This window comes from Pseudomonas sp. 9_2_1, from assembly GCF_059295275.1.
Map to the genome: position 1 here is coordinate 5,933,188 of NZ_CM181239.1, position 25,180 is coordinate 5,958,367.

At 64.9% G+C, this 25,180-nt stretch carries 22 protein-coding genes and 1 other RNA gene; 10 read left to right on the top strand and 13 right to left on the bottom strand.

Going from position 1 to position 25,180, the window contains the following annotated elements:
• Positions 1-13: 13 nt before the first annotated feature.
• Entirely contained in the window at positions 14-1,312 is a 1,299-nt protein-coding gene (gene argA, locus AC5O5I_RS26890; protein WP_172219463.1) for an amino-acid N-acetyltransferase, read from the bottom strand.
• Positions 1,313-1,436: 124 nt separating this feature from the next.
• Positions 1,437-2,579 (bottom strand): acetylornithine deacetylase, encoded by a 1,143-nt coding sequence (argE, locus tag AC5O5I_RS26895; protein ID WP_172219465.1) that lies wholly within the window; start codon positions 2,577-2,579, stop codon positions 1,437-1,439.
• A 144-nt stretch (positions 2,580-2,723) separates the two neighbouring features.
• Here argE and AC5O5I_RS26900 point away from each other — a divergent pair, with 144 nt between their 5' ends.
• From AC5O5I_RS26900 to AC5O5I_RS26910, 3 genes are all read left to right on the top strand, one after another.
• Positions 2,724-4,100, top strand: coding sequence for a CYTH domain-containing protein (locus tag AC5O5I_RS26900; RefSeq protein WP_494511823.1), 1,377 nt, complete (start codon positions 2,724-2,726; stop codon positions 4,098-4,100).
• Positions 4,101-4,368: 268 nt separating this feature from the next.
• Positions 4,369-6,054, top strand: a complete 1,686-nt coding sequence (locus tag AC5O5I_RS26905; RefSeq protein WP_172219469.1) for a GspE/PulE family protein — start codon at positions 4,369-4,371, stop codon at positions 6,052-6,054.
• Positions 6,055-6,142: 88 nt separating this feature from the next.
• Positions 6,143-6,457 (top strand): DUF2388 domain-containing protein, encoded by a 315-nt coding sequence (locus AC5O5I_RS26910; protein WP_172219471.1) that lies wholly within the window; start codon positions 6,143-6,145, stop codon positions 6,455-6,457.
• A 48-nt stretch (positions 6,458-6,505) separates the two neighbouring features.
• Here the strand turns inward: AC5O5I_RS26910 and gcvP are convergent, their stop codons facing one another.
• The 10 genes from gcvP to AC5O5I_RS26960 all read right to left on the bottom strand — a co-directional run bounded on the left by gcvP (position 6,506) and on the right by AC5O5I_RS26960 (position 18,990).
• Positions 6,506-9,379 carry an aminomethyl-transferring glycine dehydrogenase gene (gene gcvP / locus AC5O5I_RS26915; protein ID WP_494511824.1) on the bottom strand — a complete coding sequence of 958 codons (2,874 nt, stop codon included), beginning with the start codon at positions 9,377-9,379 and terminating at the stop codon, positions 6,506-6,508.
• Positions 9,380-9,576: 197 nt separating this feature from the next.
• The gene (gene gcvH, locus AC5O5I_RS26920; protein WP_494511825.1) at positions 9,577-9,960 is read right to left on the bottom strand and encodes a glycine cleavage system protein GcvH; all 384 of its coding nucleotides are present in this window, start codon (positions 9,958-9,960) and stop codon (positions 9,577-9,579) included.
• A 50-nt stretch (positions 9,961-10,010) separates the two neighbouring features.
• Positions 10,011-11,093 (bottom strand): glycine cleavage system aminomethyltransferase GcvT, encoded by a 1,083-nt coding sequence (gene gcvT / locus AC5O5I_RS26925; protein WP_494511826.1) that lies wholly within the window; start codon positions 11,091-11,093, stop codon positions 10,011-10,013.
• Between the two features lie 123 nt (positions 11,094-11,216).
• Positions 11,217-12,839: an ABC transporter permease gene (locus AC5O5I_RS26930; protein WP_172285299.1), complete on the bottom strand. Its 1,623-nt coding sequence runs from the start codon at positions 12,837-12,839 to the stop codon at positions 11,217-11,219.
• Between the two features lie 115 nt (positions 12,840-12,954).
• The gene (locus AC5O5I_RS26935; RefSeq protein WP_172219481.1) at positions 12,955-13,956 is read right to left on the bottom strand and encodes an extracellular solute-binding protein; all 1,002 of its coding nucleotides are present in this window, start codon (positions 13,954-13,956) and stop codon (positions 12,955-12,957) included.
• A 221-nt stretch (positions 13,957-14,177) separates the two neighbouring features.
• On the bottom strand, positions 14,178-15,395 hold the full coding sequence (locus tag AC5O5I_RS26940; RefSeq protein ID WP_172285298.1) for a 2-octaprenyl-3-methyl-6-methoxy-1,4-benzoquinol hydroxylase: 1,218 nt from the start codon (positions 15,393-15,395) through the stop codon (positions 14,178-14,180).
• A 9-nt stretch (positions 15,396-15,404) separates the two neighbouring features.
• Positions 15,405-15,887, bottom strand: coding sequence for a DUF4442 domain-containing protein (locus tag AC5O5I_RS26945; protein WP_494511827.1), 483 nt, complete (start codon positions 15,885-15,887; stop codon positions 15,405-15,407).
• On the bottom strand, positions 15,884-17,083 hold the full coding sequence (gene ubiH, locus AC5O5I_RS26950) for a 2-octaprenyl-6-methoxyphenyl hydroxylase (RefSeq protein WP_494511828.1): 1,200 nt from the start codon (positions 17,081-17,083) through the stop codon (positions 15,884-15,886). Before ubiH ends, AC5O5I_RS26945 begins: the two co-directional genes overlap by 4 nt.
• Positions 17,080-18,414 (bottom strand): Xaa-Pro aminopeptidase, encoded by a 1,335-nt coding sequence (gene pepP / locus AC5O5I_RS26955; RefSeq protein WP_172219489.1) that lies wholly within the window; start codon positions 18,412-18,414, stop codon positions 17,080-17,082. The genes ubiH and pepP overlap by 4 nt, the downstream gene beginning before the upstream one ends.
• A 21-nt stretch (positions 18,415-18,435) precedes the next feature.
• Positions 18,436-18,990 carry a YecA/YgfB family protein gene (locus AC5O5I_RS26960; RefSeq protein ID WP_172287062.1) on the bottom strand — a complete coding sequence of 185 codons (555 nt, stop codon included), beginning with the start codon at positions 18,988-18,990 and terminating at the stop codon, positions 18,436-18,438.
• Positions 18,991-19,171: 181 nt separating this feature from the next.
• Here AC5O5I_RS26960 and AC5O5I_RS26965 point away from each other — a divergent pair, with 181 nt between their 5' ends.
• The 4 genes from AC5O5I_RS26965 (at position 19,172) to AC5O5I_RS26980 (ending at position 20,556) form a co-directional block, all read left to right on the top strand.
• Positions 19,172-19,354 (top strand): TIGR02449 family protein, encoded by a 183-nt coding sequence (locus tag AC5O5I_RS26965; protein WP_029886233.1) that lies wholly within the window; start codon positions 19,172-19,174, stop codon positions 19,352-19,354.
• Complete coding sequence (locus AC5O5I_RS26970) at positions 19,351-19,671, top strand: cell division protein ZapA (protein ID WP_172219495.1); 321 nt, start codon at positions 19,351-19,353, stop codon at positions 19,669-19,671. The genes AC5O5I_RS26965 and AC5O5I_RS26970 overlap by 4 nt, the downstream gene beginning before the upstream one ends.
• A 17-nt stretch (positions 19,672-19,688) precedes the next feature.
• Positions 19,689-19,868: non-coding RNA, 6S RNA (gene ssrS, locus AC5O5I_RS26975), on the top strand.
• 79 nt (positions 19,869-19,947) lie between these two features.
• Positions 19,948-20,556 carry a 5-formyltetrahydrofolate cyclo-ligase gene (locus AC5O5I_RS26980; RefSeq protein ID WP_172287061.1) on the top strand — a complete coding sequence of 203 codons (609 nt, stop codon included), beginning with the start codon at positions 19,948-19,950 and terminating at the stop codon, positions 20,554-20,556.
• A gap of 18 nt (positions 20,557-20,574) precedes the next feature.
• Here AC5O5I_RS26980 and AC5O5I_RS26985 read toward each other — a convergent pair whose 3' ends face one another.
• Entirely contained in the window at positions 20,575-20,727 is a 153-nt protein-coding gene (locus AC5O5I_RS26985) for a hypothetical protein (protein WP_172219499.1), read from the bottom strand.
• A gap of 179 nt (positions 20,728-20,906) precedes the next feature.
• Here AC5O5I_RS26985 and AC5O5I_RS26990 point away from each other — a divergent pair, with 179 nt between their 5' ends.
• From AC5O5I_RS26990 to rbbA, 3 genes are all read left to right on the top strand, one after another.
• On the top strand, positions 20,907-21,356 hold the full coding sequence (locus AC5O5I_RS26990) for an EVE domain-containing protein (protein ID WP_172219511.1): 450 nt from the start codon (positions 20,907-20,909) through the stop codon (positions 21,354-21,356).
• Positions 21,357-21,503: 147 nt separating this feature from the next.
• Positions 21,504-22,463 carry an HlyD family secretion protein gene (locus AC5O5I_RS26995; RefSeq protein WP_172219513.1) on the top strand — a complete coding sequence of 320 codons (960 nt, stop codon included), beginning with the start codon at positions 21,504-21,506 and terminating at the stop codon, positions 22,461-22,463.
• Positions 22,460-25,180 (top strand): ribosome-associated ATPase/putative transporter RbbA, encoded by a 2,721-nt coding sequence (gene rbbA / locus AC5O5I_RS27000; protein ID WP_494511829.1) that lies wholly within the window; start codon positions 22,460-22,462, stop codon positions 25,178-25,180. The genes AC5O5I_RS26995 and rbbA overlap by 4 nt, the downstream gene beginning before the upstream one ends.

Genomic DNA, 25,180 nt, shown 5'->3' on the forward strand with positions numbered 1-25,180 from the left:
GGCCAGTAAAGGTTTACAAAGACTTCTCGAAAATCTTCGAATTGCGCTGGTAGTTGTACAGCGAAGCCCGCGCCGCCGGCAGCCGCTCCACACCACTGGGCGCAAACCCGCGTTCGCGGAACCAGTGCGCCGTGCGCGTCGTCAGCACGAACAGGGTATTCAAGCCCATCTGCCGCGCCCGGCTTTCGATACGCTCCAGCAGTTCATCCCCACGCCCACCATGGCGGTATTCCGGGTTCACCGCCAGGCACGCCAGCTCACCGGCCTCGGAATCGGCAATCGGGTACAACGCCGCACAGGCGATGATCATGCCTTCGCGCTCGACCACGCTGAACTGTTCGATCTCGCGCTCCAGCACCTCGCGCGAGCGGCGCACCAGGATGCCCTGCTCTTCCAGCGGGCTGATCAGGTCCAGCAAGCCGCCGACATCCTCGATGGTCGCCTCGCGCACCACTTCGAACTGCTCCTGCGACACCAGTGTGCCGCCACCGCCACGGGTGAACAGCTCGGTCAACAAGGCACCGTCCTCGGCATAGCTGACGATATGGCTGCGCGCCACGCCGCCTTTGCAGGCCTCGGCGGCGGCATCCAGCAATTCGCCCTGGTAGTCGCTGCCCAGACGCTTCAAGTGCGGCGCAACCTGCTGCGGGCGCAGCTCGCGCACCAGCTTGCCGTCGGCGTCCAACAGGCCCGGTTCGGCGCCGAACAGCAGCAGCTTGTCGGCGCCCAGTTCGATGGCGGCACGGGTGGCCACGTCTTCGCAGGCCAGGTTGAAGATTTCTCCGGTGGGCGAATAGCCCAGCGGCGACAGCAGCACGATGGAGCGCTCGTCGAGCAGGCGGCTGATGCCCTTGCGGTCGACCCGGCGCACTTCGCCGGTGTGGTGGTAGTCCACCCCTTCGAGCACGCCGATCGGCCGCGCCGTGACCAGGTTGCCAGACGCCACGCGCAGCCGCGAGCCCTGCATCGGCGAGGCAGCGATGTCCATCGACAGGCGCGCCTCGATGGCCAGGCGCAGGGCGCCTACGGCATCGATCACGCAGTCCAGGGTGGCGGCATCGGTGATGCGCAGGCCATGGTGGTAGTGCGGGGTGAGGCCGCGATCAGCCAGGCGGCTTTCGATCTGCGGGCGCGAGCCGTGCACCAGCACCAGCCGCACGCCAAGGCTGTGCAGCAGCACCAGGTCGTGAACGATATTGCCGAAATTAGGGTGTTCCACCCCATCGCCAGGGAGCATGACCACGAAGGTGCAGTCGCGATGGGCATTGATGTACGGGGAGGCATGACGCAGCCAGTTGACGTAGTCGGGCATGACAGGGCCTGTGGATAAGTGGACGGAGAACGGCGATACAGGGGGCGTTCAGGATCATCGTCGGAACAGGCTTGCGGTCACGCGCGGTCTCCTCTAGGCAGGAACGAATCAACTTGATTGACGTTTAGTGCAGGCAATAGTGCCGGATCAGGTCACGCAATAGACGCACGGTAGGCTCGATTCGTGACATTTCCAGGTATTCGCCGGGCTGGTGGGCACAGGCGATGTCGCCAGGGCCCAGCACGATGGTCTGGCAGCCCAGCTGCTGAAGATAAGGCGCTTCGGTGCCGAACGCTACCGCTTCGGCGCGATGGCCGGTCAGGCGTTCTGCCACCTGCACCAGCTCGGCGTCGGCGGCTTGCTCGAACGCGGGCACCTCCGGGAACAGCGGCGCGTAGTCGATACGCACTTCATGGCGCTCGGCTACGGGCCGCAGTTTTTCGCGGATGGCCGCGCGCAATTGCTCCACATCCATGCCTGGCAGCGGGCGCAGGTCGAATTCCAGGGCGCACTGGCCACAGATGCGGTTGGGGTTGTCACCGCCGTGGATGCAGCCGAAGTTCAGGGTAGGGGTTGGCACGCTGAACTGCGGGTTGCTGTAGTTTTCCTGCCATTGCTGGCGCAGGCCCATCAGCTCGGCCATCACCGCGTGCATGGCCTCCATCGCGCTGCGGCCCAGGCTTGGGTCCGACGAATGGCCGCTGCGCCCGAGGATATCGATGCGGTCCATGAGGATGCCCTTGTGCATGCGGATCGGCCGCAACCCGGTAGGCTCGCCAATCACCGCCGCGCGGCCCAGCGGCTGGCCGGCCTCCGCCAGGGCACGGGCGCCGGACATGGAACTTTCTTCATCGCAGGTGGCGAGGATCAGCAGCGGCTGCTTGAAATCGTGCTCCAGCAACGGAATGACCGCTTCGATGACCAGCGCGAAGAAGCCCTTCATGTCGCAGCTGCCCAGGCCGATCCAGCGGCCATCGGCCTCGGTCAGCTTCAGTGGGTCGCTGGCCCACAGCTGGTCGTCATAGGGCACGGTGTCACTGTGCCCGGCCAGCACCAGGCCACCCGGGCCGCTGCCACGGCTGGCCAGCAGGTTGAACTTGCCGGGGCTGACCTGCTGGATATCGCAGGCGAACCCCAGGTCGCCCAGCCAGCCGGCCAGCAGGTCGATGACCTGGCGGTTGGACTGGTCGAGCGCGGGCTGGGTGCAACTGACCGAAGGCGCGGCGATCAAGGCGGCAAACTGGTCTTTCAGCGTCGGCAACGGCATGCGCGTACTCCTCGGAAGCGTTACCCATCATAACAATGCCGTCCATTCGCAGGACAACCCCGCGAACAATCGACCACGATCCAACAGTCGACAGCCGACTGCTGTAAACTCCTTGGCAACCACGCCCCCTCCTTCGAGTCTGTGATGCACAAAGAAACCGAACTCAAGCTCCGCGCCAGTCGCGAGACCCTTGCCGCCTTGCGCGAGCACCCTCTGCTGAAAAAGCGCAACAAGTCCGGCTGGCAGACCCGCGAACTGACCAACCAGTACTTCGACACCCCCGAGCGCGAGCTTTCTGCGGCCCGCGTCGCCCTGCGCCTGCGCCGCGATGGCGAAGTCATCATCCAGACCTTGAAGTGCCGTGGCCAGAGCGTGGCCGGTCTGTCCGTACGCCAGGAACATGAATGGCAGCTGGACAAGGCCAAGCTCGACCTGAAGAAACTCGACGCCACCTGCTGGCCCGAGCAGCTGGCCGACCTGGACAAGAAAACCATCAAGCCGCTGTTCAGCACCGATTTCACCCGTGAATTCGCCGAAATCGCCTGGGGCCGTGGCAAGAGCAAAGTGGTGATCGAAGCTGCGCTGGACCAAGGCTTCGTCATCGCCGGCAAGCGCAAGGAAGAGATTTGCGAGCTGGAGCTGGAACTGCGCGAAGGTGAGCCGCAAGCCCTGCTGGAGCTGGCCGCCGAGCTGGCCGCCAGCCTGCCGCTGATGCCCTGCGACATCAGCAAGGCCGAGCGTGGCTACCGCCTGCTGCAGCCGGACAGCTACGAGCTGGGCCTGCCCAGCACCGAGCTGGACGCCGCAATGGCCTTGGACGACGCCTACGCTGCGGTGGCCTGGCAACTGTTGGCCAGCAGCCAGCGCCTGGCCGAGCAATACCGCCACAACGGCCACTGGCGTCTGCTGCAAGACTGGGTCGATTGCCTGAGCGAGCTGCGGGCGCTCACCGCCAGCCTGGGCCAGGCCGCGCCACGTGCCACCACCCGCGACCTGCGCAGCAGCCTCGACGCCTTGCTCGAAGACTGGCGCCCGCTGGTGCAGGCCGGTAACGATGACGAAGACATCCGCCGCGCCGCCCCCGAGCAGTTTGCCGAAGAGCTGGAAGATGTGCGCTGGGGCCAGTTCTCGCTGGAAACCTCGCGCTGGCTGCTGGCCCGTGCCTGGACCGTGGACCGCAAGGGCCGCGGCGAACGTCAGGGCAAGGCGCAGCTGGCCAACTGGCTGGCGCACCTGCTGGGCGAAGAAGGCCGTGCATTGAAGCTGCCGTTGTACACCCAGCGCCCGGAAGACCTGGCCGAGCAGCTGCCACGTATCGAGCAGTTGCTGGCCTGGCTGCACCATGCCCGCCAAGTGCTCGAAGCACCACAGATGGACCGCCTGTATGGCGACCTGAAAAAACTCCACGAGCTGGCGGAATCGCCGCTGGGCGAAGAGCCCAACGAGCTGCTTGAGGCGCGCATCGACCAGGCGCGTGCAGTCGATCAGAGCCGCGGCTGGAAGCACCTGCTCAAGGGCTGATCCCTGTAGGAGATTGCCCAGCTCATTGGGCTGCGCTGTCGCCCAGAGAACTGATGCTGGGCGCTCCGCGTAACCTCTGGGAGCCGGCGCGCCCGCTCCCACAGGGTCCCTTCTAAATCAGTAAGTTATATGCACTTCTATGAGGACGGGCTTGCCCGCGAAGAGGCCGGCACAGGCACAGCAAGATTTCGAAACTTAACTTTCGCGGTAACCCTCCCCCGTCCGGGCTAGCCTTGCTCAGCACTTCCATCAGGCACGGACGCCAATCATGCATACCCCCGACAACCCGGCACTCGACCTCAAGCGCGTCCTCGAAGCGCTGCTGGCTGATCAGCACCTGCACGCCAACGACACCCTGCACGTGCTCGAACACGCCGCAGCCAAGCCAGCCTGCCACCCCCTCGAGCAAATTGCCGCCTGCCACCTTGAAAACCGCCAGGACCCTGGCCACCCCCTGGACCTGGAGTACCTCTGCCAATGGTTGGCCGGCAAGGTCGGCCAGCCCTACCTGCGCATCGACCCCCTGCAACTCGACCTGCCCCAGGTCGCGGGTCTGATCTCCCCGGCGTTCGCCCAGCGCCATGGCATCCTCATCGTCGCTGCCGACCCATCCAGCGTTACGGTCGCCAGTGCCCAGCCCTACCAGCAGGACTGGCAGGCCGACCTGGCCCGCAGCCTGGGGCGGCCGATCCGTCGTGTCCTTGCCAGCCCACTGCAACTGCGCCAGTCAGCGCAGTCGTTCTCCCGTCTGGCCCAGTCGGTAAAAGGTGCGCAACACCAGCAATCGGCCAGCCTTGGCGAACTCGAACAGCTGCTGGAGCTGGGCAAGCGCCAGGCCGAAGCCAGCGCGGACGACGCGCACATCGTGCATATCGTCGACTGGCTGCTGCAGTACGCCATCGAGCAGCGCGCCAGCGATATCCACCTGGAACCGCGCCGCGAGCAGGGCCAGCTGCGCTACCGCATCGACGGCGTGCTGCATAACGTGTACGCCTTCCCCGCCGGGGTGACCCTGGCATTGGTCAGCCGCCTGAAACACCTTGGCCGGATGGATGTAGCGGAAAAGCGCCGGCCACAAGACGGCCGGCTGCAAAGCCGGCTGCAAGATGGCGGCGAAGTGGAGCTGCGGCTATCGACCCTGCCAACCCCGTTTGGTGAAAAGCTGGTGCTGCGCCTGTTCGACCCGCAACAACTGCAGGTGGGCTTTGACCGGCTCGGCCTGCAAGGGCAACAACTGGCCCGGTGGCACGACCTGCTGCGCCAGCGCCAGGGCATCATCCTGGTGACCGGGCCCACCGGCTCCGGCAAGACCAGCACGCTGTATGCCAGCCTCAAGCTGCTGGCCACGCCGCAGGTCAACCTGTGCACCATAGAGGACCCGATCGAGCGCCTGGAGCCCGCCTTCAACCAGCTGCAGGTCCAGCCCACCCTGGACCTTACGTTTGCCAGCGGTGTGCGGGCGATGCTGCGCCAGGACCCGGATATCATCATGATCGGCGAAATTCGCGACCGCGAAACCGCTCTGGTGGCGGTACAGGCAGCGCTGACCGGTCACCTGGTACTGTCGACCCTGCATACCAACGACGCCTGCGCGGCGATTACCCGCCTGCAAGAGCTGGGTGTTGCCGACTACCTGCTCAAGGCAACGCTGGTCGGGGTCATGGCCCAGCGACTGGTGCGCACGCTGTGTGCCGACTGCCGGGGCGATGCGGCGGCAACCAGCGGCCAGCCATGCCGTACTTGCCGCGGCACCGGGTTTCATGGCCGCACGGGGCTGTTCGAACTATTGGTGCCCAGCGACAGCCTGCGTGCGCAGATAGGCCCGGGCAGCGACCTGGCCACCCTACGGCGCCAGGCCGTGGCCGATGGGCTGCTCGATTTGCGCAGCTGTGGGGAGGCCAAAGTGGCCTGCGGGCAGACCCGGCTGGAGGAAGTACTGCGGGCCTGTTCCTGAGCAAAAAACCCTTGTAATCAAGGAACTTGCCCTCTGAAGCAAGATCAAACCGCGCATCTTCAACCCTCACCCTTCGAGGTGTTTCAACATGCGTCTCAAAACCGCCATCGCCGCCGCTGCCTTGCTTTCGCTGCCTCTTGGCTCGGCCATGGCCGATACCTTTTGGCGTAACGTGATTTCTTCCGGTGCCACTACCGCATCCAGCTACCTGACCTCGCGGGATCACAAGCTGGTGATGGCGGCGCAGGATGACGCCGGCAGCTTCGTGGCCAGCGAGGGCGCCATTCGCGGGCCGTTCCTGGAGTCGGCGCTGAACCAGGTGCGCGCGGAGAACCCGGGCATGCAGGCATCCGACATGGAGCTGGCCAATGCCATCCTGGCCAAGAACGCGGTAGCCGAATAACCGCGCTGGATTCTTCGCGGGCAAGCCCGCGAAGAATCCACACCATCCTCAGCGATAAGCCTCCACCGGCACACACGCACAGAACAGATTCCTGTCCCCATACACATTGTCGACCCGGTTCACCGCCGGCCAGTACTTGTGCTGACGCACATGAGCACTGGGCGCCACCGCCTGCTCCAGGCTATACGGCCTTTCCCACGCCCCCAGCACATCGGCCAAGGTATGCGGCGCATGCTTGAGCGGGTTGTTCTCCGCTGGCCAGTTGCCCTCCTGCACCTCAGCAATTTCCGCCCGAATCGCCAGCATCGCCTCGACGAACCGGTCCAGCTCGGCCTTCGATTCACTCTCGGTCGGCTCCACCATCAGCGTGCCCGGTACCGGGAATGACATGGTCGGCGCGTGGAAACCATAGTCCATCAGGCGCTTGGCCACGTCCTCCTCGCTGATGCCGGTCAAGGCCTTCAACGGCCGCAGGTCGAGGATGCACTCATGCGCCACCCGCTGGTTGCGCCCGCGATAGAGCACCGGGAAGGCGCCACCCAGCTGGCTGGCCAGGTAGTTGGCCGAGAGAATCGCCACTTCGCTGGCATCGGCCAGCTGTGGCCCCATCATGGCAATGTACATCCAGCTGATCGGCAGAATGCTGGCGCTGCCCCAGGGTGCGGCGCTGACCGCGCTGTTGTTGGGGTCCAGGCCCGGCACCGGTACCACCGGGTGGCTGGCGACAAATGGCGTTAGGTGCGCACGGATGCCGATTGGCCCCATGCCCGGGCCGCCACCGCCGTGGGGGATGCAGAAGGTCTTGTGCAGGTTCATGTGCGAAACGTCGGCACCGATGTCTGCCGGCCGCGCCAGGCCCACCTGGGCATTGAGGTTGGCGCCGTCCATGTACACCTGCCCGCCGTGCTGATGCACCACCTCGCAGATTTCGCGAATGCCCTCTTCGTACACGCCGTGGGTCGACGGATAGGTGATCATCAGGCATGACAAGCGCTCGCCAGCCGCATGGGCCTTGGCCTTCAGGTCGGCCAGGTCGACGTTGCCATCGTTGTCGCAATCGACGATCACCACCTCCATACCGGCCATTTGCGCCGAAGCCGGGTTGGTACCGTGGGCCGAGGACGGGATCAGGCACAGGGTTCGTTGCGGCTGGTGGCGGCTGCGGTGGTAGCGGGTGATGGCCATCAGGCCGGCGTACTCACCCTGGGCGCCCGAGTTGGGCTGCATGCAGATGGCGTCGAAACCGGTGATCGTACACAGCCAGCTTTCCAGCTCGTCGATCATCGCCTTGTAACCCGTAGCCTGGGCCGCCGGGGCAAACGGGTGCAGTTGGGCGAAACCCGGCCAGGTAATGGGGATCATCTCGCTGGTGGCGTTGAGTTTCATGGTGCACGACCCCAGCGGGATCATCGACTGGTTCAGGGCCAGGTCCTTGTTTTCCAGCTGCTTGAGGTAGCGCAGCATCTCGGTTTCGCTGTGATGCAGGTTGAACACCGGGTGGGCGAGCAATGGCGTGCGCCGCACCAGGTTGGCCGGGATGCCCTCGGGCAGTGCCAGCTGGTCGAGTGCCGCAATGTCCAGGCCGTGGTCGACACCCAGGAAGATGTCCAGCAGGCGCAGCACCGTCTGCTCGTTGCACGTTTCGTCCAGGCTGACACCCAGGTGCCCGCGACCAAGGATGCGCAGATTGATGTGCGCCGCTTCGGCGCTTTCGATGATGGCGGCCTGCGCGCCACCCACATCCACGGTAAGGGTGTCGAAGAAGTGCTGGTTGAGGCGCTGGATGCCCTTGGCCTCAAGGCCTGCGGCCAGGATCAAGGTCAGCCGATGCACCCGCTGGGCAATACGCTGCAGGCCTTGCGGCCCGTGGTACACCGCATAGAAACCGGCGATATTGGCCAGCAGCACCTGGGCCGTGCAGATATTGGAGTTGGCCTTCTCGCGGCGGATATGCTGCTCACGCGTTTGCAAAGCCATGCGCAGCGCGGTGTTGCCCCGCGCATCGCGGGACACGCCGATGATGCGCCCGGGCATGGCCCGCTTGTAGTCGTCGCGGCAGGCGAAATAGGCAGCATGGGGGCCGCCGTAGCCCATCGGCACGCCGAAGCGCTGGGTCGACCCCAGTACCACATCCGCGCCCAGCTCCCCAGGCGGCGCCAGTACCACCAGGCTGAGCAGGTCGGCAGCGACGCAGGCCAGGGCCTGCTGGCCGTGCAACCGGTCGATCAGCGGGCGCAGGTCGCGCACTTCGCCGTGGGTATCGGGATACTGCAGCAAAGCGCCGAATACCGCGTGTTTGCCAAGGTTATCCACAGAATCGACGATCAGCTCGAAGCCAAAACCCTCGGCACGGGTCTTCAGTACCGACAAGGTCTGTGGATGGCAGTGCTGGTCGGCGAAGAAGGCATTGCTCTTGTTGCGCGCCACCCGTTTGGCCAGGGCCATGGCTTCGGCGGCGGCGGTGGCTTCGTCGAGCAGAGAGGCATTGGCCAGGGCCAGCCCGGTGAGGTCGATGACCATTTGCTGGAAGTTCAGCAGCGCCTCGAGCCGGCCTTGGGCGATCTCGGGTTGATAGGGGGTGTAGGCGGTGTACCAGCCCGGGTTCTCCAGCACGTTGCGCAGGATCACGGTTGGGGTGATGGTGCCGTGGTAGCCCATGCCGATCAGACTGGTCCAGACCTGGTTCTGCTCTGCGTAACCGGCGAGTTTGGCCAGGGCGGCTTGCTCGTCCAGCGCCGGCGGCAGGTCGAGAGGGCGATTGAGGCGAATATCGGGCGGTACGGTCTGCTCGATCAGCTCACTGCGACTGGTAATGCCCAGCGCATCGAGCATGGCCTGCTGCTCCGCGGCATCGGGGCCCAGGTGGCGACGCAGGAAAGGGTTGAGTTCTTGCAGTTGACGCAGGGACGGCGACTGGGACATGACGACGCTCTCTTCCTGGACCAGGTCTCATGGAGACTTACAAGTCTAGGAAGGGATTGCCGATTCTGCGGGGAAACTTGTTTACAGGCCCGGCCTCTTCGCGGCTAAAGCCGCTCCTACAGGGGGCTGCACCGGTTTCGGGTGCAGCGCTGTATCTGTGTAGGAGCGGCTTTAGCCGCGAAGCAGGCGACGCGGTATTACTCGCCGATGGCCGCCTTGTAGCCCGCAGCATCCAGCAGTTTGTCCAGCTCGGCCTTGTCAGTAGGCTTCAGCTTGAAGATCCACGCGCCGTAAGGTTCTTCGTTCAGCTGCTCCGGGCTATCGGCCAGCTCTTCGTTCACCGCAATCACTTCGCCACCGATCGGCGCGTAGATATCCGAAGCGGCCTTCACCGACTCGACCACACCGGCAGCGTCGCCAGCGTCAAACACCTTGCCGACTTCGGCCAGTTCGACAAACACCACATCACCCAGGGCTTGCTGGGCGTGGTCGCTGATGCCCACGGTCACCGTGCCGTCGGCTTCCAGGCGGGCCCATTCATGGCTTTCGGCAAAACGCAGGTCGGCGGGGATATTGCTCATGTCTTGAATTCCTCGATTGGCTCAGCGGTAGGCCCGCCGTTAAAAATTGTTCAGATCAGGATCTTGCCGTGGCGCACGAAGGTTGGTTTCACCACCCGCACCGGGTACCACTTGCCGCGGATTTCCACCTCGGCCCGGTCACCGGTAGCCATGGGTACGCGCGCAAGAGCAATGGACTTGCTCAGCGTAGGTGAGAAACTACCACTGGTGATCTCCCCTTCGCCAATGCCGGCTACTCGTACCACCTGGTGGGCACGTAATACACCACGCTCTTCAAGCACCAGGCCAACCAGTTTTTCCTGCACGCCGTGCTCGATTTCCGCCAACAGGCCGGTGCGGCCGATGAAGTCGCGGTCGGCTGGCTCCCAGGCGATCGACCAGCCCAGGTTGGAGGTGAGCGGGGTGTGGGCTTCGTCGATATCCTGGCCGTACAGGTTCATGCCGGCTTCCAGGCGCAGGGTATCGCGGGCGCCTAGCCCGCTTGGAGCAATCCCGGCACCGACCAGATCGTTGAAGAAAGCCACGGCCTGATCACCCGGGAAGATGATCTCAAGGCCGTCTTCACCGGTGTACCCGGTGCGGGCAATGAACCAGTCACCTTCCGCTACGCCTTCGAACGGGCGCAGCTCACGCACCAGAGCGGCGCGCGAGGCACTGAGCAAAGCTGCGACTTTTTCGCGGGCGTGCGGCCCCTGGATTGCGAGAATGGCCAGGTCGGGGCGTGCCTTGAAGCTCACGGAATGGTCGGCCTGCTGAAGCTCAAGCCAATCGAGCACCTTGGCCCGGGTGGCGGCGTTGGTAACCAGGCGATAGCCGTTTGCCGTGCGGTAGACGATCAGATCATCGATGACGCAGCCCTGCTCGTTAAGCAGCGGGCTGTACATCGCCTTGCCAACCCCTTCGAGCCGGGCGACATCGTTGGCCAGCAGATGCTGCAGCCAGACAGTGGCGTCAGCGCCATCGACATCGATCACCGTCATGTGGGAAACATCGAAAACCCCACAGTCGCTACGCACCTGATGGTGCTCTTCCACCTGCGAGCCATAGTGCAGGGGCATGTCCCAGCCACCGAAATCGACCGTCTTGGCACCTAGCGCCAGGTGCAGGTCATACAAAAGCGTGCGCTGTCCCATGGGTTTCTCCTTCCGGGCGTGGCGAAGCGGCGGCGGTCGATGACGTTTGGTCGTCAGCTCTTCTTGTAGGACCCGCCGCGCGAATGCCGCGCATTGTAGCCGCAAGGTCGCGAACTGGCATCCTCACTGACTGTGACCGGGTCGTCGTGCCGAACGGCGGATCAGGCCGATAACCGGCAGCAAGCCCACAACTATCAGGGTCAGCGCCGGCAACGAGGCCCGCGCCCACTCGCCTTCGCTGGTCATCTCGAACACGCGCACCGCGAGGGTATCCCAGCCGAACGGACGCATCAGCAAGGTGGCCGGCATTTCCTTGAGCACATCGACGAACACCAGCAGGGCCGCGCTCAGCGCACCCGGTACCAGCAACGGCAGATACACCTTGAAAAACAATCTTGCGCCACCTACGCCCAGGCTGCGCGAGGCCTCGGGCAATGACGGGCGAATGCGCTCCAGACTGCTTTCCAGCGGCCCGTAGGCCACCGCGATGAAGCGCACCAGATAAGCCAGCAGCAACGCCGACAGGCTGCCGAGCAGCAGCGGCTTGCCCGCCCCGCCCAGCCAGGTCGACAGCGGGATGACCAGGTGGTTGTCGAGGTAACTGAAGGCCAGCATGATCGCCACCGCCAGCACCGAACCTGGCAAGGCATAGCCCAGGTTGGCCAGCCCGACCCCGGCGCGGATACCGCCTGTCGGCGCCTGGCGCCGGGCAAACGCCAGCAGCAATGCCACGCACACCGTCACCAGCGCCGCCATGCCGCCCAGGTACAGGGTGTGCAGTACCAGGCCGACATAGCGCTCGTCCAGGTCATGCCTGCCGCGCTGCCAGAACCACGCCAGCAGCTGCAGCAGCGGGATGACGAAGGCGCAGGCAAACACCAGCAGGCACCAGCCGCTGGCCAGCAACGCCTTGACCCCACGCAGGTGATACAGCGCCTGCGCCCGCGGGCGTTCGTTGCCGCTGCGGCTGGCGCCCCGTGCCCGGCGCTCGCCGTACAGCACCAGCATCACCGCCAGCAACAGCAGGCTGGCCAGCTGCGCCGCGCTGGAAAGGCTGAAGAAGCCGTACCAGGTCTTGTAGATGGCGGTGGTGAAAGTGTCGAAGTTGAACACCGCCACCGCACCGAAGTCAGCCAGGGTTTCCATCAGGGCCAGGGCAATACCGGCACCGATTGCCGGCCGCGCCATGGGCAGGGCCACGCGCCAGAACGCCTGCAGGGGGGACAAGCCGAGTACGCGGGCCGCTTCCATCAGGCCCTTGCCCTGGGCCAGGAACGCCGTGCGTGCCAGCAGGTAGACATAGGGGTAGAACACCAGCACCAGCACGATGATCACCCCGCCGGTGGAGCGCACGCGTGGCAGGCGCATCGGCCCGAATACCTCGCGCAGGGCGGTTTGCACCGGGCCGGCGAAGTCCAGCAGGCCGACGAAGACGAATGCCAGCACGTAGGCCGGGATGGCGAATGGCAGCATCAGTGCCCAGTCCAGCCAGCGCCTGCCGGGGAACTCGCAGAGGCTGGTGAGCCATGCCAGGCTCACGCCCAGCACGGTGACGCCGATGCCGACCCCCACCACCAGGGTCAGGGTATTGCCGAGCAGGCGGCTCATCTGGGTGTCGAGCAGGTGCGACCAGATCTGCAGGTCGATCGATTGCCAGGACAGCAGCAGGACGCTGAGGGGCAGGAGTACCAGGGCCGCGATCAGTGAGACCGGGAGGTACCAGCGGCGTTGGGGGGTGTGAGGCAAGGCGTGGTTCTCGATGGCGATGGCGACCGCTGCGCGGTCGTTCGCGGCGGTTCGGCGTTCCGATGAACCGCCGCGAAAGGGCCCTTGCAGGCCCCGGAAGGATAAGCCTTGGCGCTTAGTTGTAGCCAGCCCGATCCATCAGGCGGATGGCCTCAGCCTGGCGCTTGCCGGCAATTTCCACAGGAATGCTGTCAGCCTTGAAGCTGCCCCACGCCGCGACTTCCTCCGAAGGCTTGACCTTAGGGTTGGCCGGGAACTCCTGGTTGATGTCGGCAAACAGCTTCTGCGCCTCCTCGCCAGTCATCCATTCCACCAGTTTTTTCGCCGCTTCCGGGTGTGGTGCGTGCTTGGTCAGGCCGATGCCCGACAGGTTCACGTGCACGCCACGGTCACCCTGGTTGGGCCAGAAGATCTTCACCGGCAGCTGCGGGTTCTGCTTGTGCAGGCGGCCGTAGTAATAGGTGTTGACCACGCCCACGTCGCATTGGCCAGCCGCGACCGCCTGGATCACGGCGTTGTCGTCGGAGAACACATCGGTGGACAGGTTGTTGACCCAGCCTTTGACGATCTGCTCGGTCTTGGCCTCGCCATGGGTTTCGATCAGGGTGCCGGTCAGCGACTGGTTGTACACCTTCTTCGCTGTACGCAGGCACAGGCGGCCTTCCCATTGCTTGTCGGCCAGGGCCTCGTAAGTGCTCAGCTCCTGCGGCTTGACCCGCTCGGTGGCGTAGATGATGGTGCGCGCCCGCAGGCTAAGGCCGGTCCATTCATGGGACGAGGCGCGGTACTGGGGCGGGATGTTCTGGTCGATGATGTCGGACTTGATCGGCTGCAGGATGCCCATCTGCTCGGCTTGCCAGAGGTTGCCGGCATCCACGGTCAGCAGCAGGTCGGCCACGCCGTTATCGCCCTCGGCCTTGATGCGCTGCATCAACGGTGCTTCCTTGTCGGTGATGAACTTGATCTTCACCCCGGTCTTGGCGGTATAGGCATCGAAGACCGGCTTGATCAGCTCGTCGATGCGCGAGGAGTACACCACCACTTCGTCTGCTGCCTGGGCAGTGCCGCCGAACAGGGTCAGGGCCAGGGCGGCCAGTAGGGGCTTGCGTGGCAACATGGAAAGCACTCCTCGGATCGTATGAGAGGCGCAAATGGTAGTGAATCCCATTTTCCAGCTCACCCTCCGCGCAGTTACCGGATGTTGCAGAAGCCGCACATTGCCTTTGTAGGAGCCGCCTTGTGCTGCGAAAGGGCCAGCAGCCTGATCCAGATGTTCGGCTAGGCTACCGAGCCTCTTGGCAGCACAAGGCTGCTCCAACAAGGCATTGTCGGCGGCCTTCAGGCCTTTGCCAGATCTGGCAGGTCACCACTGAGCCCCAACGCCTGACGCACAAACAGTGCCTTGGCCTCCGGCATCTGCTCTACCAGTTTCAACCCGCTGTTACGCAACCAGCGCAGCGGCAACGGATTGGCCTGGAACAACCGCTCGAAGCCCTCCATCGCCGCCATCAACGCCAGGTTGTGCGGCATGCGCCGGCGCTCGTAGCGGCTCAGCACCTTCACATCCGCCAACCGCTCGCCACGCTCGCAGGCATTGACCAGTACCTCGGCCAGCACCGCCGCATCCAGAAAGCCCAGGTTCACGCCCTGCCCCGCCAGCGGGTGAATGGTGTGCGCAGCATCACCGATCAAGGCCAGACCTTCTTGCACATAGCGCTTGGCGTGACGCTGTCGCAGCGGCACGCACACCCGTGGGTCGGCCTGCAGTACATCGCCCAGTCGGCCCTCGAAGGCCCGCTCCAGCGCCTGCAGGAACGCCGTTTCATCCAGCGCCATCAGTCGCTCGGCGTGCTCCGGGGTGGTCGACCAGACAATCGAGCACCAGTCCTGCTGGCCATCGCGGGTCAATGGCAGGAAGGCCAGGGGCCCTTCATCGGTGAAGCGCTGCCAGGCGGTAGCCTGGTGCCCGGCGCTGCAACGCACACTGGTGACGATGGCATGGTGCAGGTAATCCCACTCGCGGGTCTCGCAACCGGCCAGGCGCCGTACCGCCGAGTTGGCGCCGTCGGCCGCGATCACCAACGGCGCGCGCAGTTGCCTGCCATCGGCCAGAGTCAGCAGCCACTCGTCACCGGAGCGGCGCAGTTGCTCCAGCCGCGCATTGGCCAGCAAGCCGATGTCGCTGTCATGCAGGCGTTCCAGCAGGCCATCCTGCACCACCCGGTTCTCGACGATATGGCCGAGCACCTGGGCATGCACGCTGGCGGCCGAAAAGTGAATCTGCCCGGTGCCACTGCCATCCCACACGTGCATGTCCGAGTAAGGCGTGGCACGCCGCCGGGCAATGCCCTCCCAGGCGCCAAGGCGCTCGAGGATGCGCTGGCTGGCGGCCGACAACGCACTGACGCGTGGCTCGAACGCGGCCTGGGCATCGAACGGCTTGACCGTCAGCGGGCCACCGTCGAGCAACAGGATTTGCAGGCCACTGTGGCGCAATGCCAGGGCCAGAGCGCTGCCGACCATACCGGCACCGACAATCAACAGATCTGCGCGCATTTCCATGCCTTACGCCAGCCTCGCTTGCGGCTTCAGCCGCACGTATAGGGTTTTATCGACCCGCGCCACCAGCTCACCGGCGCCATCGCGGATATCAACCTGCAAACGCGGCAGGCACTTCTTGCCGGTGGCGGCCTGCTGGCGAATGTCGTCCAGCAGCGCGTCATCGACGTGGAATTCGGCATATACCGGGCCTTTGCCCGGCGAAATGAAGTCGATGCTGGCGGCTTTGTCCCAGACAATGTAGTCGCGCCCCAGTTGCTCGATCAGCAGCAGCATGTAGAACGGGTCGACCATCGAATACAGGCTGCCACCAAACTGGGTACCGACGTAGTTGCGGTTCCAGCGGGTCAGCTTCATGCACACCTTTACGCTGCGCAGGTCCGGGCTGATGTGCTGGATACGGATGCCGGCACCGAGGTACGGCGGGTAAAGGTTCAACAGCCAGCGCAACATGCGTGCCCGGCGCGCCAGCCTGCGGGGGTTGCTCATGCCTGGCCCCGCGGATCGGGGCGGGTGCCCAGGCCCATGGCCTGGCGGGCAAACCAGCTTTTGGCCGGCGGCAGCAGATCCAGGCCAAGCAGGCCGAGGTTGCGCCCGGCGGCCAGCAGTGGCTGGTTGCTGCCGAACAGCCGGGTGACCTGGTCGGAAAAACCGATGGTCAAGGCCTGGTCCGTACGCTGGCGTTGGCGATAGGCCTGCAGCGTGGCCAGGTCGCCGGGTTGCTGCGGGCCAGCCAGCAGCGCGTCGGCCAGCGACTGCACGTCACGCAGCGACAGGTTGAAACCCTGGCCGGCGATGGGGTGCAGGCTGTGCGCGGCGTTGCCCAGCACCACCAGGTGCGGGCGCACCTGCTCTTGGGCCTCGATCAATGACAGTGGATAAAGGTGCCGCGCGCCTACCTGGCGCAAGGCACCCAGGCGGTAGCCGAACACACCCTGCAGCTCGCGCAGGAAGCTGCGTTCGTCGATGTCGGCCAGACGCCGCGCGTCCATGCCCTGCCGGGTCCAGACCAGTGCACAGCGGTTGTCCGGCAGCGGCAGCAAGGCCATCGGGCCTTCTTCGGTAAACCGTTCAAAGGCCTGGCCGCCATGGGCCTCGCCCGGGGTGATGTTGGCGATCAACGCACTTTGCTGGTAAGGCGTATGGCGCACGTGAATCCCCAGTTGCTCGCGCAGGCCAGAGCGGCCACCGTCGGCCAGTACCGCCAGGTCGCACTCCAGCTGGGTTTCATCGTTGAGCACAAGGCGGTAGCCGCCTTCGATGGCCTGCATCGACGTCACTTCCGCCGGGCAGCGCCAGCTCACCACGTCGCTGTCCAACCCTTGCCACAGGCACTGGCCGAGCCAGGCGTTTTCCACCACGTAGCCCAACGCCGGCACGCCTTCTTCCAGTGCATCCAGGCGGGTGGCGCCAAAGCGTCCACGGTCGGAAACATGAATCTGCCGGATCGGCTCGGCGCGGCGGCCGATGGCCTGCCACAGGCCGAGTTGCTGATAGATCTGCTGGGTGCCGTACGACAGCGCCGAAGAGCGCGCATCGTAGCTGGGCTGGAAGCTGTCGCCGGGAGCGAACGGCTCGATCAGCATGATTTTCCAGCCACGTGCCTTGGCCCCGGCCTGCAGGGCCAAGGCCAGGCTTGCGCCCACCAGGCCACCGCCGATGATCGCCAGGTTCACTCGATTCATGCGGCGTCCTTGCGGGCAGCCAGCATCAGCGCCTCGATCTCCGCGACCGTGCGCGGCACGCCCGAGGTGAGGATTTCACAACCTTGCCTGGTGACTACCACGTCGTCCTCGATCCTTACACCAATGCCACGCCACTTTTTGGCCACGGCCTGATTATCGGCACCTATGTAAATGCCCGGTTCGACGGTCAGCGCCATGCCGGGTTCCAGCACCCGCCACTCGCCGCCCACCTTGTACTCGCCAACGTCATGCACATCCATGCCCAGCCAGTGCCCGGCGCGGTGCATGTAGAAGGCGCGATAGGCCTCGCTGTCGATCAGCGCCTGCACCTCGCCTTCAAGCAGGCCCAGTTCAACCAGGCCCTCGGTGATGACCTGCACGGTCGCCTCGTGGGCGTGGTTCCAGTGCTTGCCAGGGGCAATCTCGGCAAACGCCGCCGCCTGCGCCTTGAGTACCAGCTCGTAGATGGCCTTCTGCTCTGGCGAAAACCGCCCGCTGACCGGGAAGGTGCGGGTGATGTCACTGGCATAACAATCGATTTCGCAGCCAGCGTCGATCAGCACCAGGTCACCGTCCTTGAGCAGGGCGTCGTTCTGCTGGTAATGCAGGATGCAGCCATTGCGCCCGGCCGCGACGATCGAGCCGTAGGCCGGCATCTTCGCCCCGCCCTTGCGGAACTCGTAGTCCAGCTCGGCTTCGAGGCTGTACTCGTGCAGCCCGGCACGGCAGGCCTGCATGGCCCGCACATGGGCACGCGCAGAAATATCTGCAGCTGCGCGCATCACCTTCACTTCCGCCGCCGATTTATACAGGCGCATGTCGTGCAGCAGGTGATTCAGCGCAACGAATTCGTTCGGCGGCTGCGCGCCCAGACGCGCTTTGGAGCGGATCACATTGATCCAGTCCATCAGCCGACGGTCGAACTCGGGGTTGCTGCCCATCGCGCTGTAGACCCGCTCGCGGCCTTCGATCAGGCCCGGCAGGATTTCGTCGATATCGGTGATGGGGAAGGCATCGTCGGCGCCAAAATCGCGCACCGCGCCTTCCTGGCCGGCCCGCAGGCCGTCCCACAGCTCGCGCTCAGGGTTGCGTTCACGGCAGAACAGCACGTATTCGCCGTGTTCGCGCCCGGGGATCAGCGCAATCACCGCCTCCGGCTCCGGGAAGCCGCTGAGGTACTGGAAATCGCTGTCCTGGCGGTACACATGCTCGACGTCGCGGTTGCGGATGGCAACGGCGGCGGCGGGCAGGATGGCAATACTGTTGGGGACCATCTGCGCCATCAGCGCCTTGCGCCGACGGGCATACTCGGCCTTGGGAATGTGGCTCATGGGCAGACTACCCCCGGTTGATCAGTGCAGCGATGGCTTGGGCGCGGGTGCGGCCGGCTTGGCCAGCTCGGAGAACAGCAGCAGGGGCGCCACGCGCAGGTATTCCATGACCTCCATGTAGTCGCTCTCGCCGTCTTCGGATTCTTCGAGGGCTTCCTGCACCTGGGAAATGGCCACCAGGTCCTGCAGCACGTCCTTGGCCTCGTCGGACAAGTCCTTGCCGCCGGCGTTCAGGCCGAAACCGGTAATGAAGCCCTGGCACCACTGGCCCAGCGCGGTGGCGCGGTCGGTCAGTGCGGCGTCATCGGTAGGCAGCAGCAGGACGATCGCCATGTCGTCGCTGGTCAGCTCGCCCTTGACCATTTCCTGCAGGCCGATGAGGGCGTTGCGCACGGCGTCACCGGGTTCGTTTTCCAGCAGCTGGGCAGCATCGGCCAGCCAGGCATCGGCATCGAAGCCGGCACCGGCGCAGCTGCGGCCGATCAGCAGGCCGTGCAGTTCGGCAGGGGTGACAGGGTGGCCATTGCTGGAAAGCAGCATGGCGAAGGCGATGTAGGGCGATTGGGTATTGGGCATGGTCTGCTAGGCGCCAGACGGCGCAATGACTAGAATGGAGACCTTGTATCCTAGCACCGGCAGGCGCGCCAAGACCATCGGCACTGGCCGTCGCCGCCCAGGGAGAGGCATCATCGCCAGGTGACTGAACGACGGAGCGAATCGAGTGCAACCTACGCAAGAGAACGACCTGCAGGCACTGATGAGCCGATTCGAGTTGCTGATCGAGCGCGTCGAGCAACTAAAACGGCAAAATGCACTCCTAGTAGCTCAGGAAAAATCCTGGCGCGAAGAGCGCGCCCACCTCATCGAAAAGAACGAGATCGCCAAGCGCAAAGTCGAGTCGATGATTTTACGCCTCAAGGCTCTGGAGCAAGACTCATGAGTTCAAGCAATAGCGTCACCGTGCAGATCCTCGACAAGGAATACTCGATCATCTGCCCGCCGGAAGAGCGCAACAACCTGGTCAGCGCCGCGCGCTACCTGGACGGCAAGATGCGCGAAATCCGCAGCAGCGGCAAGGTGATTGGCGCTGACCGCATTGCGGTGATGGCCGCCTTGAACATCACCCACGAAATGCTCCACCGCCAGGAAGACCGGGCCGATGCGCCGGTCAGCAACACCAACCGTGAACAGGTGCGCGACCTGCTGGATCGGGTCGACAAGGCTTTGTCCGACGACACGGATACCAAAATCGGCTGAGATTGGTATACTGGCGCCACTCCCTGGTGGATGCGCCAGTCGGTTATGTCCCTGAGCCGATACGCACAACCACGGGGGTTGCACGCTGGGGCCGGTGTGCATGTCCGCCCGACGGAAAGCCTTAACGCCCCCTGCAATCTCCACCTTGAACTTTCGGGTTCAAGGGCTACACCGATAGCGGTCTTATCGGGGAGCCTGAATTCCTTGCCCGCCCCCTCGGCGGGCAATTCGTTTTGGCCGACACTGTCGGCCAGCACATCCGGGATTGATCGTGCCATGACCGACACCGCGCCGCTCACACGTCCCCAGCTCCGTCGCCTGCTCCGCAATGCCCGCCGCGCCCTCAGCCCTGCCCAGCAACGCCAGGCCACCCTTGGTCTGTACCGCCAACTGGCGCAGCACCCGCTGTTCCGCCGCGCCCGGCACATTGCCCTGTACCTGCCCAACGACGGCGAAATCGACCCCTGCCTGCTGATGCGCGAAGCCCAGCGCCGCGGCAAGCGCACCTACCTGCCGGTGCTGCATGCCTGGCCGCGTACGCGCATGGTGTTCCAGCGCTTCGAGCATGGCGAGAAGCTGAAGCCCAACCGCTTTGGTATCCCCGAGCCGGTTACCGACCGCAAGCGCCAGCGCCCGATCTGGGCGCTGGACCTGATCCTGCTACCGCTGGTCGGCTTCGACGAAGTGGGTGGTCGCTTGGGTATGGGCGGTGGTTTCTACGATCGCAGCCTGGCCTACCAGGCACGTCGCCAGACCTGGAAGAAACCTTTGCTGCTGGGGCTGGCGCATGAATGCCAGAAGGTCGAACGGCTGGCGCAGGCCAGCTGGGACGTACCGCTGCAGGGCACGGTGTCGGACCGTGACTGGTACCTGGCACCGCGTTGAGCGGCGCCAGCGGGGGTATCAACGGTGTGGCTGGCTGGCGTCGACCGGCATCTGATAGGCGTCGTCCAGCTTGCGCTCCCAGAACCCTTGCGCATAACCGGTAGTGACCACACCCAGGCCGAAGATGAACACCAGGATCCACAGCAGATCCGGCTTTTTACGTTGATTCATTGAAGATTGCCCCCCAGGCAAACTGTTCTGTACTCGGCGATATTCTGGGTACCGCCGGCGCATCGCGCTTTAAACGGGGCGCATTTTCCGACAACCTGCGCCCACACGCAAACCTTGACGCCAACCGGCTGTCGGTTTCGTGCAACAGGTTATTTCAAACCTTTTCAGGAGCAGCATCCATGGCCTACTGGCTAATGAAATCCGAGCCCGACGAGCTCTCTATCGAAGCCCTTGGCCGGCTGGGTGAAACGCGCTGGGACGGCGTGCGCAACTACCAGGCACGCAATTTTCTGCGGGCGATGAGCGTTGGTGACGAGTTTTTCTTCTATCACTCCAGTTGCCCACAGCCCGGGATCGCCGGTATTGCCAGAATCACTCGCGCTGCTTACCCGGACCCGACAGCCCTGGACCCGCAGAGCCACTATCACGATGCCAAGGCCACCCCCGACAAGAACCCGTGGAGCGCGGTGGATGTGGCCCATGTGCAAACGTTCCCGCGGGTGCTGGAGCTGGGCTGGCTGAAACAGCAGGCTGGCCTGGCGGAATTGCCGCTGGTGCAAAAGGGCAGCCGGCTGTCGGTGATGCCGGTAACGGCCGAACAGTGGGCGGTGGTCGTCGCGTTGCGGTGAAATCGGGGCCAGGGTCGTTGGAGCCGTGCCGGGGCTGATCGCCGACAAGCCGAGCATCACCCGCACTCACCGCCTTGACCGACATCAATACGCCATCCATGCCCGCAGTCCATGATCCCCTGTGGACATGCGCAAGGATGCACAACGATGAGCCGATACGCCCCCCGAATCTTCGCCACCGCGCTGCTCGCCCTGCTCGTGGCAGCCGGAGGGCTGGGGTACTGGAAGTCGCTCCACGACCAGCTGCCCGAAGGCCTGAGCATGGGCAACGGCCGCCTCGAAGCCACCGAGGTGCAGATCGCCAGTAAAATCCCCGGCCGCCTGGCCGAAGTACTGGTCGATGAGGGCGATAGCGTAACCTGCGGCCAGCTACTTGCCCGTATCGACACCCGCACCATGGAGGCCCAACGCACCCAGGCCGAAGCCGAAGTGCTCCGCGCCCGGGAAAACTACGCCGCCGCCCAGGCCAGCGTGCAACTGCGGCAAAGTGAATTGCTGCTGGCCAGCCAAGAGCTCAAGCGCGTGCGCGAAATCTTCCAACGCAAATACGCCAGCCAGCAACTGCTCGACCAGCAGCAGGCGCGCTTCGATACGGCCAACGCTGGCGTGGTCGCTGCCCGCGCCCAACTGGCCGCGATCAAGGCGGCCATCGGCGCCGCCGAAGCCCAGGTCGCCCAGCTGACCAGCGAAATCGACGACAGCAGCCTGCGCGCGCCAATCAACGGCATCATTCAACTGCGCCTGGCCGAACCCGGCGAGGTACTCGGTGCCGGGGGTCGTGTGCTGATGCTGATCGACCCGAGCGACCAGTACATGAACCTCTATCTGCCCGCCTCCACCAGCGGCCAGCTGACCGTCGGCGACCAGGCGCGGATTGTGCTCGATGCCCTGCCAGAGCGCGCCCTGCCGGCCAAGGTGGCATTTGTCGCGGCCAAGGCACAATTCACCCCGAAGCAGGTGGAAACCCGCGACGAGCGGCAGAAGCTGGTGTTTCGGGTGAAGCTGCGGCTGAGCGACCCCGGTGCCGTACCGCAGGCCAAGCCGGGCATGCCGGGGGCCGGCTATGTACGCACGGCCGAGGTGGACTGGCCGGCTAACCTGCAATGAGCGCCCCGGCACTGCTGGCCGAGGGCATCCGCCACCAGTACGGCGACCAGGTCGCCCTGCATACCCTCGGCTTCGGCCTGCCTGCAGGCACCCGCTGCGCGCTGATCGGCCCGGACGGGGCAGGCAAATCGACCCTGCTGGGGTTGATCGCCGGGGTAAAACGCCTGCAAGCCGGCGAACTGCAAGTGCTGGGTGGCTCGATCCGCCAGCGGCGCCACCGCGCGGCGCTGTACCCGAAAGTCGCGTTCATGCCGCAAGGGCTGGGCAACAACCTGTACCCGGAACTGTCGATCAGCGAGAACATCCGCTTTTTCGCTACCCTGTTCGGCCTGGGCCGCAGCGAGTGCGAGCAGCGCATGGCCAACCTGCTGCAAGCCACCGACCTGCTGCGCTTTGCCGAGCGCCCGGCCGGCAAGCTGTCGGGCGGCATGAAGCAGAAGCTGGGCCTGTGCTGCGCGCTGATCCACGAGCCGGACCTGCTGATCCTCGACGAGCCCACCACCGGCGTCGACCCGCTGTCGCGGCGGCGATTCTGGGAACTGGTGGAACAGGTGCGCGCGCAGCGCCCGCAGCTGACCTTGCTGGTGGCTACCGCCTACATGGAAGAAGCGCAGCAGTTCGAACATTGCCTGATGCTCGATGGCGGCCGCCTGCTGGCCGCAGGCCCCAGCCACGAACTTGCCGCGGTCACCCCCAGCGGCAAGCTCGACGACGCCTTCACCCACTACCAGGGCGCGGGCAAGGCGCTACACCCGCCGCTGGTCATCCCGCCGCGCCCGGCCACCGATGGCCCGATCGCCATCGAGGCCCACGACCTGACCCTGCGCTTTGGCGACTTCACTGCGGTGAACAAGGTCAGCTTCGCCATCGGCCGCGGGGAGATCTTCGGCTTCCTGGGGTCCAACGGCTGCGGCAAGACCACCACCATGAAAGTGCTCACCGGCCTGATGCCGGCCAGCGAGGGTAGCGCCAGCCTGCTGGGCCGCCCGGTGGACGCCAGTGACCTGGCCACGCGCAAGCGGGTCGGTTTCATGTCGCAGAGCTTCTCGCTGTATGGCGAACTCAGCACCCGGCAGAACCTGGCCTTGCATGCCCGCCTGTTCGACCTGCCCAAGGCAGAGAGCGCCCAGCGCATCGATGAGCTGATCGAACGCTTCGACCTCGGCGGCATCGCCGAGCAACCGTCCGCTGCCCTGCCCCTTGGCCTGCGCCAGCGTCTTTCACTGGCGGTCGCGGTGCTGCACCGGCCTGAAGTGCTGATCCTCGATGAGCCAACCTCCGGCGTCGACCCGGCTGCCCGAGATGACTTCTGGCGCCTGCTGGTCGAGCTGTCGCGCGAACAGGGCGTGACCATCTTCCTCTCCACACACTTCATGAACGAGGCCCAGCGCTGTGACCGCATTTCGCTGATGCACGCCGGCCGGGTACTGGCCTGCGACACGCCTGACGCCCTGCAACGCCAGTACCAGGGCAGCACCCTGGAAAACGCGTTCGTGCGCTGCCTGGAACAAGCCCAGGACCTCGCGCCACAAGCCACCGGCAATACCGTGCTGGAGCAGGCTGCCACGGCCGCGCCCCCCCTGCGCCGGGGCTTCAGCTTGCGCCGGCTGCTGGCGGTGGCCAGCCGCGAGGGCAAGGAGTTGCTGCGCGACAAGGTGCGGCTGGCCTTTGCCCTGCTGGGTGCACTGTTCATGATGGTGATTTTCGGCTACGGCATTTCACTGGATGTGGAAAACCTCGCGTTCGCCGTACACGATCAGGACCAGAGCCCGCAAAGCCGGGCCTACCTCGAAGCCTTCCGCGGCTCGCGCTATTTTGCAGAGCAGCCGGCTATCCGCGACAGCCGCGACATGCACCAGAGGCTGCAGCGTTCGGAAATCAAGCTGGCCCTGGAGATCCCGCCCGGCTTTGGCCGCGACCTGTACGCCGGGCGCCAACCGGTGGTGGCAGCCTGGCTCGATGGCGGCATGCCGTTCCGCGCCGAAACCAGCCGCAACTACGTCGAAGCCGTGCACCAGGCCAACCTTGAGCAATTGGCCACCGCCAGCCCACAGCCTCAGCCACGCCAGGCCCCGGTGCGCCTGGAAACACGCTTGCGCTACAACCAGGACGTGGTCAGCGTGAACGCCATCGGCCCCGGTGTGATGGCGCTGATCCTGGCCTTCATACCCGCCATGCTCACGGCGCTCGGCATCGTCCGCGAGAAAGAACTCGGCTCCATCACCAATTTCTACGCCACACCCCTCACCCGCCTGGAATTCCTGCTGGGCAAGCAATTGCCCTACCTGGCCGTAAGCCTGGTCAACCTGGCCCTGCTGGTTGCAATGAACCGATGGCTGTTCGCCGTACCGCTCAAGGGCAGCATGCTGGCCCTGGCCTGTGGCGGCGTGGCCTACCTGCTGGCAACCACCAGCCTGGGCCTGCTGATCTCGGCCTTCACCCGCACGCAGATCGCGGCCATTCTGGGCACCATGATCATCACCAGCCTGCCGACCATCCAGTTTTCCGGCCTGATCGTGCCGCGCTCGTCGCTGGACGGCGCGGCGGCAGTAATGGGCCAGTTGTTCCCGGCGGGGTATTTCCTCGACATCGCGGTCGGCACCTTCACCAAGGCGCTGGGCCTGCGCGAGCTGTGGCCGCAGTGCCTGATCCTGCTCAGCTTCTTTGCCGTGTTTATCGGCCTGAGCCTGGCCATGCTGAAGAAGCAGGAGGCCTGA

What these genes read in the sequence shown, in the direction of transcription:
- argA (WP_172219463.1), bottom strand. Translation starts at nt 1,312, where the DNA reads ATGCCCGACTACGTCAACTGGCTGCGTCATGCCTCCCCGTACATCAAT.
- argE (WP_172219465.1), bottom strand. Translation starts at nt 2,579, where the DNA reads ATGCCGTTGCCGACGCTGAAAGACCAGTTTGCCGCCTTGATCGCCGCG.
- AC5O5I_RS26900 (WP_494511823.1), top strand. Translation starts at nt 2,724, where the DNA reads ATGCACAAAGAAACCGAACTCAAGCTCCGCGCCAGTCGCGAGACCCTT.
- AC5O5I_RS26905 (WP_172219469.1), top strand. Translation starts at nt 4,369, where the DNA reads ATGCATACCCCCGACAACCCGGCACTCGACCTCAAGCGCGTCCTCGAA.
- AC5O5I_RS26910 (WP_172219471.1), top strand. Translation starts at nt 6,143, where the DNA reads ATGCGTCTCAAAACCGCCATCGCCGCCGCTGCCTTGCTTTCGCTGCCT.
- gcvP (WP_494511824.1), bottom strand. Translation starts at nt 9,379, where the DNA reads ATGTCCCAGTCGCCGTCCCTGCGTCAACTGCAAGAACTCAACCCTTTC.
- gcvH (WP_494511825.1), bottom strand. Translation starts at nt 9,960, where the DNA reads ATGAGCAATATCCCCGCCGACCTGCGTTTTGCCGAAAGCCATGAATGG.
- gcvT (WP_494511826.1), bottom strand. Translation starts at nt 11,093, where the DNA reads ATGGGACAGCGCACGCTTTTGTATGACCTGCACCTGGCGCTAGGTGCC.
- AC5O5I_RS26935 (WP_172219481.1), bottom strand. Translation starts at nt 13,956, where the DNA reads ATGTTGCCACGCAAGCCCCTACTGGCCGCCCTGGCCCTGACCCTGTTC.
- AC5O5I_RS26940 (WP_172285298.1), bottom strand. Translation starts at nt 15,395, where the DNA reads ATGCGCGCAGATCTGTTGATTGTCGGTGCCGGTATGGTCGGCAGCGCT.
- AC5O5I_RS26945 (WP_494511827.1), bottom strand. Translation starts at nt 15,887, where the DNA reads ATGAGCAACCCCCGCAGGCTGGCGCGCCGGGCACGCATGTTGCGCTGG.
- ubiH (WP_494511828.1), bottom strand. Translation starts at nt 17,083, where the DNA reads ATGAATCGAGTGAACCTGGCGATCATCGGCGGTGGCCTGGTGGGCGCA.
- pepP (WP_172219489.1), bottom strand. Translation starts at nt 18,414, where the DNA reads ATGAGCCACATTCCCAAGGCCGAGTATGCCCGTCGGCGCAAGGCGCTG.
- AC5O5I_RS26960 (WP_172287062.1), bottom strand. Translation starts at nt 18,990, where the DNA reads ATGCCCAATACCCAATCGCCCTACATCGCCTTCGCCATGCTGCTTTCC.
- AC5O5I_RS26965 (WP_029886233.1), top strand. Translation starts at nt 19,172, where the DNA reads ATGAGCCGATTCGAGTTGCTGATCGAGCGCGTCGAGCAACTAAAACGG.
- AC5O5I_RS26970 (WP_172219495.1), top strand. Translation starts at nt 19,351, where the DNA reads ATGAGTTCAAGCAATAGCGTCACCGTGCAGATCCTCGACAAGGAATAC.
- AC5O5I_RS26980 (WP_172287061.1), top strand. Translation starts at nt 19,948, where the DNA reads ATGACCGACACCGCGCCGCTCACACGTCCCCAGCTCCGTCGCCTGCTC.
- AC5O5I_RS26985 (WP_172219499.1), bottom strand. Translation starts at nt 20,727, where the DNA reads ATGAATCAACGTAAAAAGCCGGATCTGCTGTGGATCCTGGTGTTCATC.
- AC5O5I_RS26990 (WP_172219511.1), top strand. Translation starts at nt 20,907, where the DNA reads ATGGCCTACTGGCTAATGAAATCCGAGCCCGACGAGCTCTCTATCGAA.
- AC5O5I_RS26995 (WP_172219513.1), top strand. Translation starts at nt 21,504, where the DNA reads ATGAGCCGATACGCCCCCCGAATCTTCGCCACCGCGCTGCTCGCCCTG.
- rbbA (WP_494511829.1), top strand. Translation starts at nt 22,460, where the DNA reads ATGAGCGCCCCGGCACTGCTGGCCGAGGGCATCCGCCACCAGTACGGC.